The sequence below is a fragment of the Rhodococcus sp. C-2 genome (assembly GCF_027854095.1).
GTDB lineage: Bacteria > Actinomycetota > Actinomycetes > Mycobacteriales > Mycobacteriaceae > Rhodococcus_F > Rhodococcus_F qingshengii.
Genome location: NZ_JAQGFI010000005.1, coordinates 134,309 through 154,628 on the forward strand (window position 1 = coordinate 134,309; position 20,320 = coordinate 154,628).

Below are 20,320 nucleotides of genomic sequence, written 5' to 3' on the forward strand. Positions count from 1 at the left end.
GAGAATACGGACGATGCGAATCTGTAACATATCGATGGTTTGGGATCGATGAAGTGATTCAGGTGAGTTGCGCACAAAGTGCGATTCGATTGATCGAAGATGGACCCGAGAGAGCGAAGGAAGTCTGGGGCGCAGGCATGAAAGACAGTGCTTGTGTGATCGCTTCGGAGGAGATGGAATGAACGCGCTGTTCGATGGCTTTCTCGACGAGAAGGGCCAGATCCGCCTGCAACCAGGCTTCACGCTGGTCGACTACGTCGAGCAACACTCGCGTGTCAACGCGGACGAGCTCGCGTATCGGTACATCGACTACTCACGCGAGCGTGACGGTGAAGCCCTGGAGCTGACCTGGGAGCAGTTCGGTGTGCGTCTGCGCGCTGTTGCAGCCCGTCTGCAGCAGGTCACCAAGCGTGGCGACCGCGTCGCGATTCTTGCTCCGCAGGGACTCGACTACGTCATTTCGTTCTTCGCGGCCATTCAGGCCGGTTCCATCGCGGTGCCGCTCTTCGATCCGGACGAGCCCGGTCACACCGACCGTCTTCACGCTGTTCTCGGTGACTGCAAGCCGACTGCGATTCTGACTGCCGCATCGTCGGCGGCCGGTGTTCGCCAGTTGTTCCGCTCGCTTCCCGCTGCCGAGCGTCCGCGCATCATCGCCGTCGACGCGATTCCCGATACCGTCGGTGAAACGTGGGTTCGTCCCGACATCGAACTCGACGACATCGCGTACCTGCAGTACACCTCGGGTTCGACCCGAGTTCCCGCCGGCGTGGAGATCACCCATCGTGCTGTCGGAACGAACGCGCTCCAGATGGTCGACTCCATCGAACTCAACGAGGACTCACGCGGTGTCACGTGGCTGCCGCTGTTCCACGACATGGGCCTGCTGACGGTCATCCTGCCTGCTCTGGGCGGCAAGTACATCACCATCATGAGCCCGCGCGCTTTCGTGCAGCGGCCGTACCGGTGGATCAAGGAACTTGCTGCGGTTTCCGACGGCGCCGGCACCTTTGCTGCCGCTCCCAACTTCGCTTTCGAGCACGCTGCCGCGCGTGGCCTGCCGAAGGACGGCGAGACCCTGGACCTGAGCAACGTCATCGGTCTGATCAACGGCAGTGAGCCGGTCACGACGTCGTCGATGCGCAAGTTCAACGACGCTTTTGCTCAGTACGGTCTGCCCAAGACTGCGATCAAGCCGTCGTACGGCATGGCTGAGGCGACGCTCTTCGTCTCCTCGACCAAGCATTCCGACGAGGCCAAGGTCATCTACGTCGACCGCACGGAACTCAACAAGGGACGCATGGTCATCGTCGACCAGTACTCCGAGAACGCAATCGCGCAGGTCTCCTGTGGGTACGTCTCGCGCAGTCAGTGGGCGGCGATCGTCGATCCCGAGACGCTGACCGAGGTCCCCGACAATCACGTCGGCGAGATCTGGTTGCACGGCGAGAACATCGGTATCGGCTACTGGGGTCGCCCCGACGAGACGGCGGAGACCTTCCACAACAAGCTGGACAATCGGTTGAGCGAAGACAGCCACACCGAGGGCACGCCGGCGGATGCCAACTGGATGCGTACCGGCGACTTCGGCGTCTACGTCGACGGCGAGCTGTACATCACCGGGCGCGTCAAGGACCTCGTGATCGTCGACGGTCGCAATCATTACCCGCAGGACCTCGAGGCTTCGGCTCAGGAAGCCAGCCCGGCTCTGCGCCCCGGCTTCATCGCTGCGTTTGCCGTACCGGCCAACCAGCTGCCGTCCGTCGTGTTCTCCAACACGCACTCGGGTCTGAAGTTCGACGACGACGATTCCTCGGAGCAGTTGGTCATCGTGGCCGAGCGTGCTCCCGGCGCAGGCAAGGCCGATCCGCAGCCGATCGCGGACACCGTGCGTGCGGCGATTTCTTCCCGTCACGGTGTTACGGCCCGAGACATCCTGCTCGTCCCCGCGGGTTCGATTCCGCGTACGTCCAGCGGCAAGATCGCTCGCCGCGCGTGTAAGGCGAGCTATATCGAGGGAACGTTGCGAGGCGGCTATCAGCAGACCGCATTCCCCGATAGCGTTTGAGGAGCAGTCCCTTCATGATCGGTGGCTTGGTGAGTTGATGGTTGAACAAGATGGTGCGCAGAGCAAAGACGTTGTGAGCGAGATGAGTGTCGCGCAGCTGCGTGAGTGGCTTCGCAATTGGATCGCCAACGCGACCGGTCAGCCGGCGGGTTCGATCACGGACGATCGCCCGATGGAAGAGTTCGGGCTCGCCTCGCGGGACGCAGTCGCTCTGAGCGGAGACATCGAGGATCTGCTCGGCGTCACGCTGACCGCCACGGTTGCCTATCAACACCCCACCATCGCTTCGCTGGCTACTCGGATCATCGAAGGTGAGCCCGAGGCGCCGCAGGAGACCGTCGACGCCTCGTACTACGTCTCAGGCGGCACGACGGACGCTCACGACATCGCCATCGTCGGACTGTCCACACGATTCCCCGGTGCCGGGCACACGCCTTCGGACATGTGGGAAATGCTGGCGGACGGACGCGACGGCATCAGCGACCTCCCCGAGGACCGCTGGGCCGAGTTCATGTCGGATCCCGCCATCAAGGCCGCGGTCGAGAACGCGAACACCAAGGGCGGGTACCTCGACGACGTCAAGGGCTTCGACGCCGAGTTCTTCGCGATGTCTCCGCTCGAGGTCGTCAACGTCGATCCGCAGCAGCGCCTCGCACTCGAACTCGCGTGGGAAGCACTCGAGCACGCTCGCATTCCGGCCAGTGGGCTCAAGGGCAAGCAGGTCGGTGTTTTCATCGGCAGTTCCGCCAACGACTACCAGTTGCTCGCGGTCAGTGATCCGACGACGGCGCATCCGTACGCGTTGACCGGAACGTCGACGGCGATCGTCGCGAACCGGGTCTCGTACTTCTTCGACTTCCGTGGACCGTCCATCGCTCTGGACACCGCGTGTTCGTCTTCGTTGGTTGCCGTTCACGAGGCTGTGCGTTCGCTGCGCAGCGGTGACTCCAACATCGCGCTGGCCGGTGGCGTCAACATGCTGCTGGCCCCTCCCGGAACCCTCGGTTTCGATCAGACCGGGATGCTCGCTCCCGACGGAAAACTGCGTGCCTTCTCCGCTCAGGCTCAGGGCATCGTTCGCAGTGAGGGCGGCGGACTCGTCGTGCTCAAGCGTCTCGAAGACGCCGAGCGTGACGGAGATTCCATCCTCGCGGTGATCGCCGGATCCGCGGTCAACCAGGACGGCCGTTCCAACGGTCTGCTCGCACCCAATCCCGATGCCCAGGCCGACGTGTTGCGTTTCGCGTACCGCGACGCCGGAATCTTGCCGACCACCGTCGACTACATCGAGGCGCACGGAACGGGTACCGATCTCGGTGATCCCATCGAGGCCGACGCGCTCAGTCGTGTCGTCGGTCGTGGTCGTGACGAAGACAAGCCGGCTCTGCTCGGTAGTGCGAAGACCAACTTCGGGCACCTGGAAGCAGCTGCGGGCGCCGCCGGCCTGATCAAGGTCGTTCTGGCGATGCAGGAAAACAAGATTCCCGCGACGATCAACTACCTGGGCCCGAACCCGCACATCGACTTCGAGAAGTCGCACCTGCAGGTGACGCCCGAGGCCACCGACTGGCCGCGCTACACCGGCAAGGCTGTCGCCGGTGTCTCCGGTTTCGGTTTCGGTGGAACCAACGCGCACGTCGTGGTCAAGGAGTACGTACCTGCCGACGCGGTAGTCGATGAACCGGTTGTGGATGCCCCGGTGGTCGACGAACCGGCAGCAGAGAACGAGAGCACCGTTGTGCTGGCCGTGTCCGGCGCGCTGCCGTCGCGTCGTCGCCGCGCAGCCGCTGATCTGGCCGACTGGCTCGAAACCGAAGAGGGAAGCAAGACGCCCCTCGCCGACGTCGCCCGCACACTCGCGCGTCGCAACCACGGACGCTCGCGCGCCGCTGTTCTGGCGAAGACGCGCTCCGAGGCCATCAGCTCGCTGCGCGCCGTCGCCGCAGGCAAGCCTGCTCAAGGAGTCTTCTCCGCCGACTCGCCGTCGCCCAAGGGCGCGGTGTGGGTGTTCTCGGGCTTCGGCTCGCAGCACCGCAAGATGGCCAAGCAGCTCTACACGGAGAACTCGGCCTTCAAGGCGGCCGTCGACGAGGTCGACGCGCTGATCCAGGACGAGGCCGGTTACTCGATGGTCGAGATGTTTCTCGACGATTCGATCGAGTACAACGTCGAGACCGCGCAGGTGGGAATCTTCACCATCCAGGTCGGTCTGGCCGCGTTGCTGCGTCACCACGGCGCCGAGGCCGAAGCCGTGGTTCCGCACTCGATGGGTGAGGCCGCTGCCGCGTACGTTTCCGGCGGTCTGAACCTGGAAGACGCTGTCCGCGTGATCTGTTCACGTTCACGGCTGATGGGTGAGGCCGAGGGCGCACTTGTCGGTGACGACATCCGTCTGATGGCTCTGCTCGAGTACAGCGCATCCGAGATCGAGGCGCTGCTGCCCACGTACCCCAAGCTCGAGGTCTGTGTTTACGCAGCTCCGACGCACACGGTGATCGGTGGACCACAGCCGGACATCGAGGCGATCGTCGCGGCCGCCGAGGCCGACGGCAAGATGGCGCGTGTCCTGCAGACCAAGGGTGCCAGCCACACCTCACAGGTCGATCCGTTGCTCGGCGAGCTTGCCGCGGAGTTGGCCGGTATCGAGCCGACCACGTTGAAGCTCGGCGTCTACTCGTCCGTCGACAAGGACACTTTCTACCGTCCCGGTCACGAGCCGATCCATCAAGAGGCGTACTGGGTCAAGGGTCTTCGCCACAGCGTGTACTTCACCAATGCGGTACGCGGTGCAGTTGCCCACGGCCACACCACTTTTGTCGAGCTTGCACCCAACCCGGTGACGTTGATGTCGGTGGCGGCTACCGCTTTCGATTCGGGCCTGCACGACATGGAGCTCATCCAGACGCTCAAGCGTAAGGAAGACGAGTCCGCGGGTGTTCTTGCCGCTCTCGCGCAGCTGTACGTGCACGGCCATGCCGTGAACCTCGAGTCTCTGCTTCCCGCAGGCGATTTCGCTTCGGTTCCGCGTACCGCATTCCTGCGTAAGCCGTATTGGCTCGACATTCGCGTCAGTGCCGGCGGTTCGGCTCGCGTACCCGGTTCGCACGTCGCTCTGCCCGACGGCCGCCACGTGTGGGAGGTCGACGCATCCGCCGTCACCGACCTGGCGGTGCTGGTGAGCGCCGCTGCCGGACAGGTGCTTTCGGATGTCTCTCTGACCGCTGCTGTTCCGCACGGTGAACTGGCCGGTGCTTCGACCCTGACCACGACACTCAACCCGCATCCGGGTGGAGCGTCGGTGCAGGTGCACGCTCGTGAGGGCGCTACGTTCCGTCTGCTCTTCGACGCCGTCGTCACGTCGGGTGAGCCGCTGCCCGAGCTGGTCGTCAGCGCGCCGGTCAAGACCAGTGCGCCGATGGAATCCTTGGCCGAGGTCGTCGAAGACGCCGGAGACAAGTGGGATCCGAACGGTTCGCAGAGCCTCGACGACCGCCTCAAGATCGTGGTTGCCGAGTCGATGGGGTACTCGCCGGAGGATCTGCCGGCCGAGGTTCCGCTCATCGAACTGGGTCTCGACTCGCTCATGGCGATGCGTATCAAGAACCGCGTCGAGTACGAGTTCGACATTCCGCAGCTCCAGCTCCAGGCAGTCAAGGACGCGAGCCTCAACGAGGTCAACAAGTACCTGCGCTACGCGATCGACAATCGCGAAGAGGTTCAGGCGATGGCCGACAAGCAGGCCGCGGAGAAGTTGGCGGCCGACGCTGCTGACGAGGACGTTGCTCCCGCCGAGGTGGCAGTGGAACTACCTACCACTGCTCCGGTTGCTGCTGCGCCTTCCGATCCTTCTCGAGCCGGAACTGCCGACGACGCAGGCTCGGACGTTCCGCCGCGAGATGCGGCCGAGCGCTTGACGTTTGCGACGTGGGCGGTTGTCACCGGGAAGTCGGCCAAGGGCATCTTCAACGATCTGCCGATCGTCGGTGACGAGGTCGCCGAGAAGCTTGCTGCTCGGCTTTCCGAGCGTGCCGGTGGCGAGATCACTCTCGACGACGTTCTCGACTCCACCACCATCGAAGAGCTTGCGGACGTCGTTCGCCAGTACCTCGAGGACGACGGCAAGATCGACGGACTCGTACGTACTCTGCGTGCCCGCCCCGAAGGTTCCACTGCCGTACCGGTATTCGTCTTCCATGCTGCCGGTGGTTCGACGGTGACGTACGAGCCTCTGCTCAAGCGCCTGCCCGCCGGCACGCCGATGTACGGATTCGAGCGGGTCGAGGGCTCGATCGAAACCCGCGCTGCTGCTTACGTTCCGCTGCTGCGTGAGATCCAGGGCGACGGGCCGTACGTGCTGTGTGGCTGGTCGTTCGGTGGCGTGATGTCGTATGCGGTCGCGAAGTTGCTGCGCGAGCAGGGCGCCGACGTGCGTGTGGTCGGGCTGCTCGACACCGTCATGGCCGGCGAGGTCGTGCCGGACACCGAGGCGGAACGACGCAAGCGTTGGGAGCGCTACGGCAAGTTCGCCAAGCGCACCTACAACCTGGATGTGCCGCTGCCGCTTGACGTTCTGGCTTCCACCGAAGCCGACGAGGATCAGATCCAGATCTTGATGGACATGATCAAGATGAGCGGCGCCAAGATTCCCGGCGGCATCATCGAGCATCAGCGGACGTCGTGGTTGGACAATCGCGCCATCCAGACGGCCGAGTTCAGCAGTTACGACGGCGACGTCGTGCTCTACATGGCTGACAAGTACCACGACGAGCTGATGACGCTCGAGCCTGCATTCAAGACCCGCAAGGCGGATGGTGGCTGGGGTGACTACGTGAAGAACCTCGAGGTCGTCTACATCGGCGGGGACCACCTGCAGATCGTCGACGAGCCGTACATCGCGAAGGTTGCGGCAGACCTCACCACCAAGCTGGCCCAGATCGAGACAGCTCAGACCAAAGCAGCGGAAACCGGAGTTCAGAAGTGACGACAACCACCGCGGAGAAGCTCGCTGAACTCCGCGAAAAGTTGGAGAAGGCAAAGGAACCCGGCTCGGCTCGGGCCATTGCCAAGCGCGATGCAGCAGGGCACAGCACGCCGCGCCAGCGCATCGACATGTTGCTCGACCCCGGTAGCTTCATCGAGATCGGTGCCCTGGTGAAGATGGCGGGCGAGGGCAACCCGTACAGCGACGGCGTCATGACCGGTCACGGAACCGTCGACGGGCGTCCGGTAGCCGTGTTCGCGCACGATCAGACGGTGTTCGGCGGTGCCGCCGGAGAGATGTTCGGCCGTAAGGTCGCAGCTGTCAACGATTTTGCGCTGAAGGTGGGCTGCCCGGTCGTCGGTATCAACGATTCCGGTGGAGCTCGCATCCAGGACGCCGTTTCCTCGTTGGCCTGGTACGCCAACATGGGTTCACGTCAGGAGCCGTTGTCCGGCCTGTGCCCGCAGATCTCGGTCATCCTCGGTAAATGCGCCGGCGGTGCCGTGTACGCCCCGATCAACACGGACGTCGTGGTCGCGACCGAAGAGTCGTACATGTTCGTCACCGGACCCGACGTCATCAAGTCGGTCACCGGCGAAGAGGTCAGCCTCGAGGACTTGGGTGGAGCCCGCAAGCAGGCGGAGTACGGAAACATCCATCACGTCGCTCCCGACGAGAAGGCTGCCTTCGACTGGGTGCGTGAGTACCTGAGCTTCATGCCGTCGTCGTGCCAGGAGAAGGCGCCGCTGATCAACCCGGGCCTCGAACCCGAGATCACCGAGTCGGATCTCGAACTCAATGCGTTCATGCCGGATGCCGACAACGCCGGCTACGACATGCACGACATCATTCTGCGGATCTTCGACGACGGCACTTTCCACGAAATCGGAGCCCAGGTCGCGCACAACGTGATCACCGGATTCTCCCGCGTCGACGGCCTGCCCGTCGGTGTCGTGGCCAACCAGCCCACGTACCTCAGCGGCGCCCTCGACGCGGACAGCTCCGACAAGGCCGCCCATTTCGTGCGTCTGTGCGACGCTTTCAACATCCCGCTCGTCTTCGTCGTCGACACACCGGGCTTCCTTCCCGGCGTCGATCAGGAAAAGGTCGGCGTCATCAAGCGCGGCGGGCGTTTCCTGTTCTCGTACATCGAAGCCACTGTGCCGAAGGTGACTGTGGTGGTTCGTAAGGCGTACGGCGGCGGTTATGCCGTCATGGGCTGCAAGCAGCTCGGTGCCGACATCAACCTCGCGTGGCCGACCGCTCGTATCGCCGTGATGGGCGCCGAGGGTGCCGTCAACATCATGGGGCGGCGTCAGCTCGCCGAGGCCGGTGAGAATGCACCCGCGGTGCGTGCTCAGCTGATCAACTTCTACAACGAGTTCGTCGCGACGCCGTACATCGCGGCCGAGCGCGGATACATCGACGCGGTGATCGAGCCTTCGCAGACGCGTCTCGAGATCCGCAAGGCTCTGAAGTTGCTCGCGGACAAGACGATCTTCAAGAACCCGCGCAAGCACAACTTGATGCCGCTCTAGTTCTTTTTGTCACCGAGGGCGTCGAACTGGCGGCGTAGCGCTTCTATCGCCGCCAGGACGGCCGGCCTTTCGCTGTCTGTCCGCCAGGCGAGGTAGATGTCTCGGCCGAGCGGCGGAACCGTGTCGAGCATTCGAACACCTTCCGGCGGTACAACTCTCGCCAGACGTGGAATCAATGCGACGGCGAGGCCCTGAGCGACGAATTCGACCTGGGTGGGAAACTCGGCGACCTCGTACTCGATTCGTGGGTCGAACCCCTGAGCGCGCAGGGTCCGGACGGTGAAGGTGTGAAAGTCCGTTCCCCGGGTCCACGTCGCCCAGGCATGCTCGGACAGCTCGCTGAGCGCGACGACCTTGTTCTCCGCCAGCGGATGTGACGTCGGGAGAGCGAGCAGCGCCACGTCGTCGTACACGGGCGTGAAGGAGAGTCCGTCGGGAAGTTCGACGGGCAGAGTGCTCCAACTGTCGACCACCACGACGTCGAGGTCGCGGCGAATCAGTGCGGGGAGCAGTTCTTCGGATTCGCCTTCGTTGAAGGTGATTTCGAGCTGCGGGTGCGCATGCCTGATTTCGGCGATGGCTCGCGGCAGCACCGTCCTGCTGGGGGAGACCAGGGCGCCGATACGTACGCGGCCCGTCACCTCGCTCTGCAGCGACGCGATTTCCGCCTCGGCCTGGGCGAGCGTCGAGAGAACCTCTGCGGTTCGGCGCGCGAGGATTCGGCCCGCTTCGGTAAGTCGTACACCGCGGCCCTGCGGTTCGAGGAGCGGAACACCGACCTCTCGCTCGAGTTTGTTCAACTGCTGCGAAATCCCGGATGGTGTGACATGCAAAGTGCGGGCGGCCGCCGCTACTGATCCGTTCTCGGCGACAGCGTGCAGGGCGCGGAGTCTTTCGAGATTCAACACAGTAGTAATGCTACCGAATATACGGTCTGAACATTTGCTTGTGCTGAATAGTTAGCGGCAGGAACATTGTCGAGTGACCACACTGACCTCCGCGACCGCGCAGACACCGACACCCACCCGAACTCCTCGGGGGCGCATCGACCCTCGATTGCTCGTCGTCGGAGGCGCAGCCGCGATCTCGATCAGTTCGCTCCTCATCAAGTTGGCTGATGTCGGGCCCTCGACGGCCGTCTTCTTCCGTTGCTTCCTGGCCCTGCCGCCGCTGTTGTGGTTGGCGTGGCGGGAGTACCGCCGGGTGGGCAAGCCGAGCCGGCGGGCAGTCGTTCTGCAGGTGCTCGGCGGTCTGCTGCTCGGACTGGATTTCGCGTTGTGGTCGCAGTCGATTCTGATGATCGGCGCGGGGATGGCGAGCGTCGTCGTGAACGTGCAGGTGGTCGTGGTGCCCGCACTGTCCTGGTTGGTATTCGGCAATCGGGTGCCGATGCGGTTCGTCTTCGCCCTGCCGTTCATGTTCACGGGAATCGCCTTGGCGGGCGGCGTGTTCGGGGGCGGGGGAACCGGCGACGACTTGCTGTGGGGAACGGCGCTCTCGCTCGTCTCCGGAATCGCCTACGGCGGCTACATCTTCGTGGTCGGCCGGACGGGCGAGGCGGATCGGGCCGCGAGCCAGGTGCTGATCTCGACGACGTCCGCGGGCATCGCCGGGTCCGTCATCGGATCACTGTGGGGCCGGATCGATTTCGTCCCGGGCTGGGAAGCGTTCGGCTGGCTCGCGGCACTGGCACTGGTCGGCCAGGTGTTCGGCTGGATGCTGATGGGGCACTCGCTCCCTCGGCTTCCCGCCGAGGTGGGCGCGACGCTCCTGCTCATGCAACCGGTACTCGCCGTACTGCTGGCAGTTGTGCTGCTCGGCGAACGGCCAGGCGTTGGGCAACTACTCGGGTGCGTCGTCGTTGTCGGAGCGGTCTCGGCCGTCTCCGTACGTCGCACCCGAGCAGTCACCCGAGTAGGTAGCGCAGGCTAATGCACCCGCATCTCGCCGGGCATCCACATGCCCGAGCGGGTTGCGGTGCCCGTCTCCACCTCTGCCGGAACCGCATTGGGGAAGTACCGGTCGTAGCGCTCGAGTGATCCCCAGTCCCTCGCCCAGTCGTCCTTCAGGTACGTCGGAACCGTCGTCGCACCGGCAAGAACCTCGGTGAATCCGAGCGGGCCACCGTTGTCCGCGGACTGCCAGGTGTCGGTGGAACTGACCGCAAGAGGACGGTCCGGGAGGATGCGGAAGTTCGGCATCTCGGCCACGCCGTTCTGATGTGTGAACGGACGTTGGCACGGGAACTGAAGGCCGACAGCCCAGTCCAGAAGCACCGGCTGCTCGTTGCCGATGTACGAGTTCAGGGACTCGAGCTTGGGCACGCGCGGCGGCGTGAATGCCATCCACTGATCGCCCGTGAGATTGGGATCGAACGCGACCACCCGAACGGCGTCGGCGTCCGGCGCGAGTTCGTCGATCGGGATACGGACGTTGCGCCACGACGGCGCGGGTCCGATGTCTCGCGGCATGTACGAACCCTGAACCTGCACGGTCCCGTCGGGCTGAGTCTTGCCGTACTCGACCAGAAGTGACTGGCCGTACGTGATCGCACCGGTGTTGTCGACGGACCACACACGCCCGGCGACGGACATGACCACCAGCGGTGATTCTTCACTGCGAGTGGGCAATCCGTACCAACTCGAGATGAGGGAAGCAGGTTCCTGCACACCGGGCTGATAGCTGCCCATGACCGGTGTCTTCGACGGATCGAGGCCGAAGGGGAGCTTGGCCGTGCTGCCGTTGACGCCGACGTTGCCGGTGCCGCCGCTGGTTCCGGCGCCGGAACCGGTGGCGAAGGTGGGACCGACACTCTGGCTGTCGGTATTGCCCATGCCCTGCTTGACTTCGATGTAATCCGCAGTCAGATCGCTGGGAACCCCATTGGGGGAGAAGCCCTTCGAATCAACTCCGGACAACGGATCCTCGGCGTTGAATCCGGGAGCGGTCAGAGGCCGCAGATTCCCGGAATTGACGTCGGTCTCGACCAGAACGTCCTCGGCCATGCCGCAGGTCTTGCCCGCGAGTGCCTCGATGTTGCTTCGGCCCAGCGAGTACGCCGGGTACTGCGACACTGCGCCCTTGAGTAGCGAGAGCACCTCGAACAGGACCATCAGACCGGCAATCACGGTGAGGGGAGCGGCCGCGAATTTGCGAATTCGTCTGCCCTTGGCCGTGTTCGGCTTCTCGGGCGGGGCGGCAAATCCCTCACGCAGGTACTGCCAGGCGGCAAAGGCCAAGGCGAGAGCAAAGAGCGCGAGGAACAGGGTGTTGGATTCACGGCCGTCGTAGGAGATGGTCTTGTCGAACCACGGCACGCCGTAACTCGAGACGTACCAGTAGCCGTTGATGCCGGCGAACGTCAACGCGAGCATCAGGAGCAGTCCGGCCACGAACACCGATCGGTTACGACGCGAGCGCAGGGCGGACGCGGACACGGCCACGGCGGTCAGCGCGGCGAGAGAACCGGCGATGCCCGCGTACGCACCGAAGTGGTGAGTCCACTTGGTGGGGTTGAACATCATCAGGAACATCGTGCCGAAGACGACGCCGACCAGGCGCCACGACGGACCGGTTGCCGCGCCGGGGACGCGGCCGCGGCGCAACAACACGAAGAGCGTCGTGAAGAGGCACAGGATCATCGTCAAGAACGCGAAGCGTCGGGCAACCGAGCCGTCGACCGTCTGGACGAAGAGGTAGTAGTAGCGCAGGAAGTCCTGGTACCACTCGAGATTGGGGCCGATGATCGTTCGGACGCGCGTGGCCTCCATGACACCGGCAAAGGTCTGGTCGGCGAAGATGACGACCAGCACGATGGTTCCAGCAGCGGCGATCGGAGCGAGAAGCGGCAGGGTGCCGACCAGTCGGTGACGCTTGACGACGATGCGCACCAACGGGCGCACACCGGCGAGAAGGGCTGCGATACACATCAATCCGGTGGGTGCGGCGGCAAGAGTGAAGGCGCCGATCAAGATTGCCGTGGCCGCGGGCAGCAGACGTCCGGTGGCGATGGCGCGCTCGATGGAGCACCAGGTGAGCAGTGCGCCGAGAGCCACGATGGGCTCGGGGCGAAGACCGTTGTTGTACGCCAGCCAGAAGGACAGGAATACCAGACCGCCGGTCCAGAGGGCGACGTTGCTCCGGCGAACCGCCCGCCCGAGACGCGGGACGACCTCGCGGCTGATGACCATCCAGCAGAGGATTCCGGCGAGCAGAGCGGGCAGACGCATGAACGGGCTCGCGGTCGAGATCTTCGCCATCACGGCCAGCACTTCGTAATACCAACCGAACGGGGCCTCGGGAACGCCGAACCAACGGAAGTAGTTGGCCATGTATCCCGCGTCCGGTGAGACTCGAGCCATGGTGAGGAGGTAGCCGTCGTCGGCGGTGTTCGCGCCGATGAAGTGCCACACGACGAGCGTGCCGACCACCACTCCGTCGATACTGGAGAACTTCCACCAGCGTGCGGGCAGGAAGCGTCGGTGCTTGCGGCCGTCGGTGCCGTCGAGGCGAGCCAGGGCGACCAGCGCGACGATGGTCGAGAGGACGGCCACGATCATCGCGACCAGCTTCAAGACGCTCGGGCTCGACGAGAAACGTGAGTCGATCGTCATCGAGAAGCCGAGGCCCTCGGGGGCAGCGCCGTCGGGCAGGTCGCTGAAGACGCCGACCACCTGCGGGCGGAAGTCACCGTCGAGTTGGCCACGAATCGGGTTGCCGTCGGGATAGGTCAGTCCGACGAACTCTGCCGTGGTTCGGTTGACGTCAGAGCTGAACGCGATGGCGCCACAGCGACTGGACTCGACGTCCTCGCGTGCCGCCGAAGCGACGACGACGTTGCGATCGAGCACGTCGACGCTCGTCGCGGACACCCGGACGAACATCGACGACAGTGCCGCGCCGTCGCCCTGTGCAGGTGCCGTCGACAGCAAGATGCCGCCGCCCTCGGGCAGCGAGCTGACCGCGGTGCAGGGGATCGATGCGTTGACGTCGATGGGAACCTGAGCCATCAGAGGTGCCTCGACGTCTCCGATCACGCCGTTCTGCGGCCAGTTGACCGAAGCCGTCGTCTGCACGACGGGAAGCAGCGGAGTTGCCAGTGCGAGCACGAAGCCGAGCAAGCCGGCGACGATCGCGACCCATCGCGTGCGATGGAAACGCTCGCGGGCATCCTGACCAGCAGGAGGCGGCGAACTCGAAGTCTGAGGTGAAGCTGTCACGGCGTCGGGCACGGCTACCGATGGTATGTCAGGGCTGAGCGTGGACCTACCGTGCCTGGGTGGTTGGTAGGTCCACGCGTAACAGTTACGACTGGTAACGAATCGGGCCCGGTGTCCAGGTGCCCGATCGGGTCTCGGTGGTGACGTTCATTTGCGCGGGAACCGCGTCCGAATCGAGCGGTGTGTACTGCTCGAGCGATCCCCAGTCACGATCCCAGTCGTTGTCCAGATAGGTCGGCAATGCCCTGGCCGAGAGCAGTTCGGTAGTCCAGCCGAGCGGTCCGCCGCCGTAGTGGTCCTGCCAGGCGTTGGTGGACTCCGCGCCGATGCGGTCGGGCAGGATGCGCCAGTCGGGGATCTCGGCGACGCCGTACAGGTGATCCACCGGACGTTGGCACGGGAAGGCCAGACCGACAGCCCAGTCCATCAGCACGGGATCGGTGGATCCGACGACGTCCTGCAGCGTGCGCATGGTCGGCACTCGTGGCGGTGTGACCGCCAGCCACTGGTCGGCGCTGATGTCGGTGTCACTGGCCACCAGACGCACGGTGTCGGCGTCGGCGGGCAGCTGATCCATCGGAACGCGCAGGTTGCGCCACGACGGCGACGGGCCGATGTCGATCGGATCGACACGTCCCAGTGCGTCGACGCTCCCGTCTGCCTGCTTCTTGCCGTACTCGACCTGCAGCACTGCGCCGGGGGTGACGATGCCGTCGGAGTTGACGTAGCGGATGCGTCCGGCGGCCGCGACGGTCAGGAGCGGTGCGGCGTCGTTGCGCTCGGGGAGTGAATACCAACCGGTGGTCAGTGACGCGTTCTGAGGTGCTCCGTAACTACCGAGCACCGGGGTTTTTGCGGGGTCGAGCCCGAACGGGAGCGCGACGTTGCTGCCGTTGACGCCGGCCGTCGACTGCGAGCCACCGGCGGTGCCGGATCCGGTTCCCGGCGTGGTGGTGCCGGACTGCGAGGTCGAGGTGTCGAGGCTGTTTGCACTGCCTGCCGTCGAGTCTTCTGCGTCGGCCGTGAGGTCGCCTGCAACCCCGTCCGGCGAGAACCCGGTTGATTCGCTCGCACCGAATGCACCTGCGCCGGCGAGATCGGTGGGCCGATCCGTCAATTGCAGAACGCCGGCGTTCGGATCGGACTCGACGAGTACCTCACCCGCGAGACCGCAGCTTCCGCCGAAGACGGATTCGATGTTGGACTTGCCGATCGAATACGCGGGGTACTGCGCGACCGCGCCCTTGAGCAGGGACAGCACCTCGAACAGCACGACCGCTCCGGCCGCGATGGTCAACGGTGACGGGGCGAGAAGGCGGAGTCGCCTGGTCTTCTTGACGCTGTCCTCCGTGCCGTTTCGCCGGCGCGGCTCCATGACGTGGTACCACGCGGCCAGCAGCAGCGCGAGAATCGTGAGGCCGAGGAAGGCCGTCGAGAATCCCTTGCCAGCGATTGACGGCGGCTTGTCCCACCACGGGACGCCGTAACTCGAGACGTACCACCAGCCGTTGGAGCTCGTGAACGCCACAGCGAGGATGAACAGGATGCCCGCGGCGAACAGCGCGCGGTTTCGTTTGGAACGCATGCTCGACGCACTCACACCGACGGCAGCGAGGACGGCCACCGTGGCGGCCAGACCGGCGTACACACCGAAGTGGTGAGTCCACTTGGTGGGGGTGAACTGCATCAGGAGCAGCGACGCGAACACGATGCCGAGGATTCGGCGCGAGGGCCCGATAGCGGTGCCGGGGATCCGGCCCTTGCGCAGGATCATCATGACGCAGAAGACGAGTCCGACGATCATGACGAACATGCCGAAGCGGCGTGCGAGTGAGCCGTCGGGGGAGATGGTCATCAGTGCGTCCCAACGCAACCGTTCCTCGAACCACGGAACGTTCGGCCCGACGGCCGTTCGCACTCTGGTCGATTCGAGAACTGTCGCGAGGGTTTGATCTGCGAAGACCGCGACGAGCACCACGGTTCCGGCGGCGAGAATCGGCATGATCTGGGACAGGAAGCCGACGCGTTTGCCGCGGGCGATCAGGATCTGCAGGATCGGCCTGGCTCCGGCGATCAGCGCGCCGATGGCGATCAGCCCGGAAGGCCCGGCGGCCAGCGAGAATGCGGCGATCAGCACGGCCATCGCGGCGGGCAACAGACGTCCGGTGGCGATGGCGCGTTCGATGGAGCACCACGTGAGCAGGGCGCCGAGGGCGATGATGGGCTCGGGACGCAGGCCGTTGTTGTACGGCAACCAGAAGGCCAGGAACACGAGCCCGCCCGTCCAGATGGCAACCTTGTTGCGGCGCACCGCAACACCGAGTCGCGGTATCACCTCGCGGCTGATGACCATCCAGCACAGAATGCCGGCGATCAACGCGGGCAGGCGCATCCACATGCTCGCGGTGCTGACCTTCGCGAACAGCGCCAGCACGTCGTAGTACCAACCGAACGGCGCTTCGGGGACGCCGAACCAACGGAAGTAATTGGCCATGTACCCGGAGTGCTCCGAGACCCGGGCCATGCCGAGCAGGTAACCGTCGTCGGAAGTGTTGGCGCCGAACACATGCCACAGCGCCAGCGTGCCGATAACCAGGGCGTCGATGCCGGTGAACTTCCACCATCGCGCCGGCAGGAACCGCCGCGCACGACGGCCGTCGACGCCGTCGATCCGGTGCAGTGCGTACAGCGAGACGATGGTCGAGAGTGCCGCGACGATCATCGCGAACAGTTTGAGAAGTGTGGGGCTGGACGAGAACCGGGAGTCGACGTCCATGTGGGCGGACAGTCCGGCGGGCGCTGCGCCCTGCAGGTCGGTGAAGATGCCGACCACCTGTGGGCGGTAGTCACCGGTCAGGGTGGTGCCGACGCCGTCGATACCGGTGACCGCCGCGACGGTCTGCTCGGAGTTGGTCGTGATGGTGATCGCCGTGCACCCGCTCAGTTGATCGAGCGGGGTCGAGATCAATACCGAATCGCGGGTGAGTGCTTCGAGGCGGTCGGCAGTGGTGCGGACGGTGAGGCCGCGGGCGTTTCGGTCCGGCGCCCCGTTCGGCATGGTCGAGAGCAGTGTGCCGCCGCTGCCGCCCAACTGGCCGAGGGTGGAACACGGGATGGTGATGTCGAGCGATGTGGGCGAGTAGGAGATCAGCGGCGACGAGACGCTGTTGACGGTCCCACCCTGCGGCCAGTCGATGCTCGCGGCTTCCTGCTTGACGGGCAGGAAGGGCGTCGCGAGTGCAAGAAGCAGGCCCAGAAGGCCGGTGACTATCGCGATGAGTCGTGCCGTCCGGACTCGCTGGGAATCCGATTCTCGGGGAGCTTCGGGGCCAGTGGGCACGGGTTTCGGGGGCACTACTACTTCAGACGGCACAAGGAACGATGTTAGGCGAGTGCGGGCCCGCACATCCTGAGAGAACTACTCAGGATGCAACTTCCTGTTCGGATTGTGGTGTTTCAAGTGTTCGGGCGATGGTGTCGAGTGAAATACCCAACACTTCCGCGACCGCGCTGATGGTGAAGAAGGCGGGTGTCGCGATGCGGCCGGTTTCGATCTTGCGCAGAGTTTCGACCGAGATGCCGGCGTCGAGCGCTACCTGAACCATGCTTCGGTCCCCCCGCGCCGATCGCAGGAGTTCACCCAGTCGTAGTCCTCGTTCGAGTTCTTCCGCCGTCAGCGGCACGCGCACCATGTGCTTATAGTAATACCGGTATAGTTATTCGACAAGGAAGGTGTTCGAGATGGTCGAAATCAAGACCGCAGGGGAAATCGACGCGATGGCGGCGGCGGGGAGAATCACCGCGCAGGCGCTGGCTGCGGCGCGTGAGGCGGCGAGCGTCGGAGTGACGTTGCTCGAATTGGACGCCGTTGCCGCGGAGGTCATTTCGGCTGCCGGCGCCTCGGCGCTGTTCTTGAATTATCGGCCGGCGACGGCGCCGATACCCTTTCCCGGTGTGGCCTGTATCAGCGTGAACGATGCTGTGGTGCACGGTATCCCGAATGGGTACCGACTCCGTGACGGTGACCTGATCAGTATCGACTGCGGTGCGAGACTCGACGGCTGGTGCGGCGACTCCGCCATCAGCTTCACCGTCGGACAGGGAAGTAGTGAGGATCAGGCACTGATCGACGCGACCGATGAGGCACTAGCCCGTGGCATTGCCGCCGCCCAGCCCGGAAACCGATTGGGCGACATCGGTGCCGCGATCGGACAGTACGCGCGCGGCCTCGGATACGGAATGCTCGCCGATCACGGTGGGCACGGCATCGGCCGCGAGATGCACGAAGGCCCGGACGTGCCCAACGAAGGCCGAGCAGGCAAAGGCTTCCGGCTACGGCCCGGCCTGGTCATCGCCATCGAACCGATGCTCATCGCCGACGGAACCGACGACTACCGGCACGACGCCGACGGGTGGACCCTTCGCACCGTTTCGGGCGCCCGGGCTGCGCACAGTGAGCACACGGTCGCGATCACCGAAGACGGTCCGGTGATCATGACCCGCTGATCAACCCGCTCAGCTCTGGTTGGAGGTCTTGCCGCTCACGAGGTCTCGTACGTCCCACACCCACACGTCGTCGACGCGCTTGGCGTCGAAGCCGACCAGTTCGTCGACCGTGTGGCGCAGGGCGTCGTCGCCGGAGAATCGGGGAAGCACCAGTACGTCGGCGTGCCAGTACCGCAGGTCGGTCAGTGCGTTCGCTCTGGTGCCCACGTCGATCAACGGGACCTTGCCGGTTTGTTTGGCATTGACCAGCAGGGTCGAGGTGGGCCGGGACTCGGCGCCGTAGATTCCGGCGCGGGTCTTCGAATCCGGGCCGACGAAGTACCCGCCGGCGATGGGGAAGCCGAAGTCGGCGTCGACCTGCCAGCTCAGTGCGCGGGCGTCTTCGGCGCTCGCGACGGGAACCGTCACCAGGGTGCCGTCGCTGACGTAGTTCTCCCACGAGCCGCTGGTGATGAATTCGGGCGTCGCAGATCGCTGATCGGCGTCGATGGGGGTCGGGATCAGGGGAATCATCGCGACGGCGAGAGCCACCAGCCAGACACCGGCTGCCGTGCGGCGCGGTCCACGAAGTTCGACAAAAGCGCGGTAGGTGCCGAGGGTGAGCAGCAGCCCGATCGCCGGAATCGCGCCCATCGCGAATCGGGATTCGAGCACCGATTCGAACAACGGCAGGTCGGCGAGGAGTTTCCACGGCAGAGTGATGCCGGTCTTGTCACCGTCGATGGTCAGTTCGGAACCGAGTGAGAGCACACCCATGACCACGATCACGGCGGCAGCCGCGCGGGTCAGGCGGATGCGCCACAGCCACACCGTTGCACCGAGAAGCAGGAGCACCAGCGGCCATCCGAAGTACGCGTTCTCCTCGGTCGGGTTCATTCGGAACTCCGCGCCCTCGGGGTCGCCCGCAACCGATTCGGTCGGGAACGTGGTGAGTGCAGCGGTGTCGTTGCCTGCCTGACCGTGTGAGACGCCGTCGTAGCTCGCTGGGCCGAAGAACTGCGACCACAGCGGCACCGCAGTGATCAGGAGTGTGACCGCGCCGCCGATCACGAGGCCGGGCATCGCGCGCTTGATCGCCTGGCGCGACTTGGCCAGGCCGGGCAGTGCATAGGCGGCGCCGAACACCATGGCTGACATCGTGAAGATGAGGAGCGGTTCTTCGCCGAGGAAGATCTGCCAGGCGACGAGTAGGCCGAGGACGACACCGTCGCGAACCGGACGCTTGCCGTTCGAAATGCGCACTACCTGCAAGAATATGAACGGAAGTACGAAGAACGCGACGAAGTTCGGGTGGCCGTTGGCATGCGAGATCATGGCGGGCGCGAATCCGCAGAACCCCGCTCCGACGGCGGCGGCGACCTTGGAGCGGACGGAGACTCCGGTCAGTACGTGCCGCGAGAATGCCCAGTACCAAGCGATGGCGGTGCCGCCGAGGCCGGCGGTCAGCCCGATCGCATACGTGGCGGTCGGTCCGAAGATCAGCGTGATCGGGGCCAACGGGATGCTGATGCCGAACATCGCGGTATTGGCCATCAGGTTCACGCCGAGTGGGTAATTCTGCAGGTCACTGAACAGTGGGCTGCGGAACTGGGCGAGGGCGTGAGCGGTATCGGCGAAGAACCATTCCCACATGGCCTGGTCGCGGCCCGCGTTGAACAGATAGCCGGACTGCAGGTCGCTCCACAGGTTCGACATCACGTAGATCGCCGCAACGGTGAACGTCGCCATGATCGCGAGGTCGACAAGACGCCCGCGCTGGACGACCGAGCGCCGCACTGCTGAACGGACTCGCCCTGGACGTGCTTCTTCGAGCAGTTGGACGTCGGGCAAGGTCTCGGTCATGCAGTCGGTGCCTTTCGGTTCTGGCGCCCATCCCTGAAGTGGCAGTTCTCAGAAGTTCGGGGTGGCCTATTTAGGTCTCGATTCGATAACTTCCACTGTCAGAGTAACGAACAAAACGGTTCGCGTCCGCGAGCGGGCGCACTCAGCGGGACAAACCGGTCCGCCC

Annotated in this window: 10 protein-coding genes; 5 read left to right on the forward strand and 5 right to left on the reverse strand. The window is 64.7% G+C overall.

The genetic code is table 11. From position 1 onward, the window contains the following. The first annotated feature begins 178 nt into the window (after nt 1-178). From fadD32 to PCS43_RS12205, 3 genes are read left to right on the forward strand one after another with little or no spacing between them, the layout of a single operon-like run. Entirely contained in the window at nt 179-2,068 is a 1,890-nt protein-coding gene (gene fadD32, locus PCS43_RS12195; protein ID WP_003943899.1) for a long-chain-fatty-acid--AMP ligase FadD32, read from the forward strand. 37 nt (nt 2,069-2,105) lie between these two features. After that, nucleotides 2,106-7,049, forward strand: coding sequence for a polyketide synthase Pks13 (gene pks13, locus PCS43_RS12200; protein ID WP_209910872.1), 4,944 nt, complete (start codon nt 2,106-2,108; stop codon nt 7,047-7,049). Continuing rightward, nucleotides 7,046-8,587, forward strand: coding sequence for an acyl-CoA carboxylase subunit beta (locus tag PCS43_RS12205; RefSeq protein WP_003943957.1), 1,542 nt, complete (start codon nt 7,046-7,048; stop codon nt 8,585-8,587). The genes pks13 and PCS43_RS12205 overlap by 4 nt, the downstream gene beginning before the upstream one ends. On the opposite strand, the gene PCS43_RS12210 is transcribed toward PCS43_RS12205, so the two are convergent. Beyond that, nucleotides 8,584-9,495 carry a LysR family transcriptional regulator gene (locus tag PCS43_RS12210; protein WP_065351773.1) on the reverse strand — a complete coding sequence of 304 codons (912 nt, stop codon included), beginning with the start codon at nt 9,493-9,495 and terminating at the stop codon, nt 8,584-8,586. The genes PCS43_RS12205 and PCS43_RS12210 overlap by 4 nt on opposite strands. A gap of 73 nt (nt 9,496-9,568) precedes the next feature. Between PCS43_RS12210 and PCS43_RS12215 the strand changes: the two genes are divergently transcribed. Next, entirely contained in the window at nt 9,569-10,519 is a 951-nt protein-coding gene (locus PCS43_RS12215) for a DMT family transporter (protein WP_003943901.1), read from the forward strand. On the opposite strand, the gene PCS43_RS12220 is transcribed toward PCS43_RS12215, so the two are convergent. From PCS43_RS12220 to PCS43_RS12230, 3 genes are all read right to left on the reverse strand, one after another. Further along, complete coding sequence (locus PCS43_RS12220; RefSeq protein WP_209910875.1) at nt 10,516-13,818, reverse strand: arabinosyltransferase domain-containing protein; 3,303 nt, start codon at nt 13,816-13,818, stop codon at nt 10,516-10,518. The two genes, PCS43_RS12215 and PCS43_RS12220, sit on opposite strands and share 4 nt — an antisense overlap. 73 nt (nt 13,819-13,891) lie before the next feature. Further along, complete coding sequence (locus tag PCS43_RS12225; RefSeq protein ID WP_065455069.1) at nt 13,892-17,146, reverse strand: arabinosyltransferase domain-containing protein; 3,255 nt, start codon at nt 17,144-17,146, stop codon at nt 13,892-13,894. A gap of 82 nt (nt 17,147-17,228) precedes the next feature. Continuing rightward, nucleotides 17,229-17,498, reverse strand: a complete 270-nt coding sequence (locus PCS43_RS12230; protein ID WP_003943854.1) for a helix-turn-helix domain-containing protein — start codon at nt 17,496-17,498, stop codon at nt 17,229-17,231. 49 nt (nt 17,499-17,547) lie between these two features. On the opposite strand from PCS43_RS12230, the gene map reads away from it, so the two are divergent. Then, nucleotides 17,548-18,312 (forward strand): type I methionyl aminopeptidase, encoded by a 765-nt coding sequence (gene map, locus PCS43_RS12235; protein WP_029537381.1) that lies wholly within the window; start codon nt 17,548-17,550, stop codon nt 18,310-18,312. Between the two features lie 9 nt (nt 18,313-18,321). On the opposite strand, the gene PCS43_RS12240 is transcribed toward map, so the two are convergent. Then, nucleotides 18,322-20,154, reverse strand: a complete 1,833-nt coding sequence (locus PCS43_RS12240; protein WP_042921226.1) for a hypothetical protein — start codon at nt 20,152-20,154, stop codon at nt 18,322-18,324. Nucleotides 20,155-20,320: the final 166 nt, after the last annotated feature.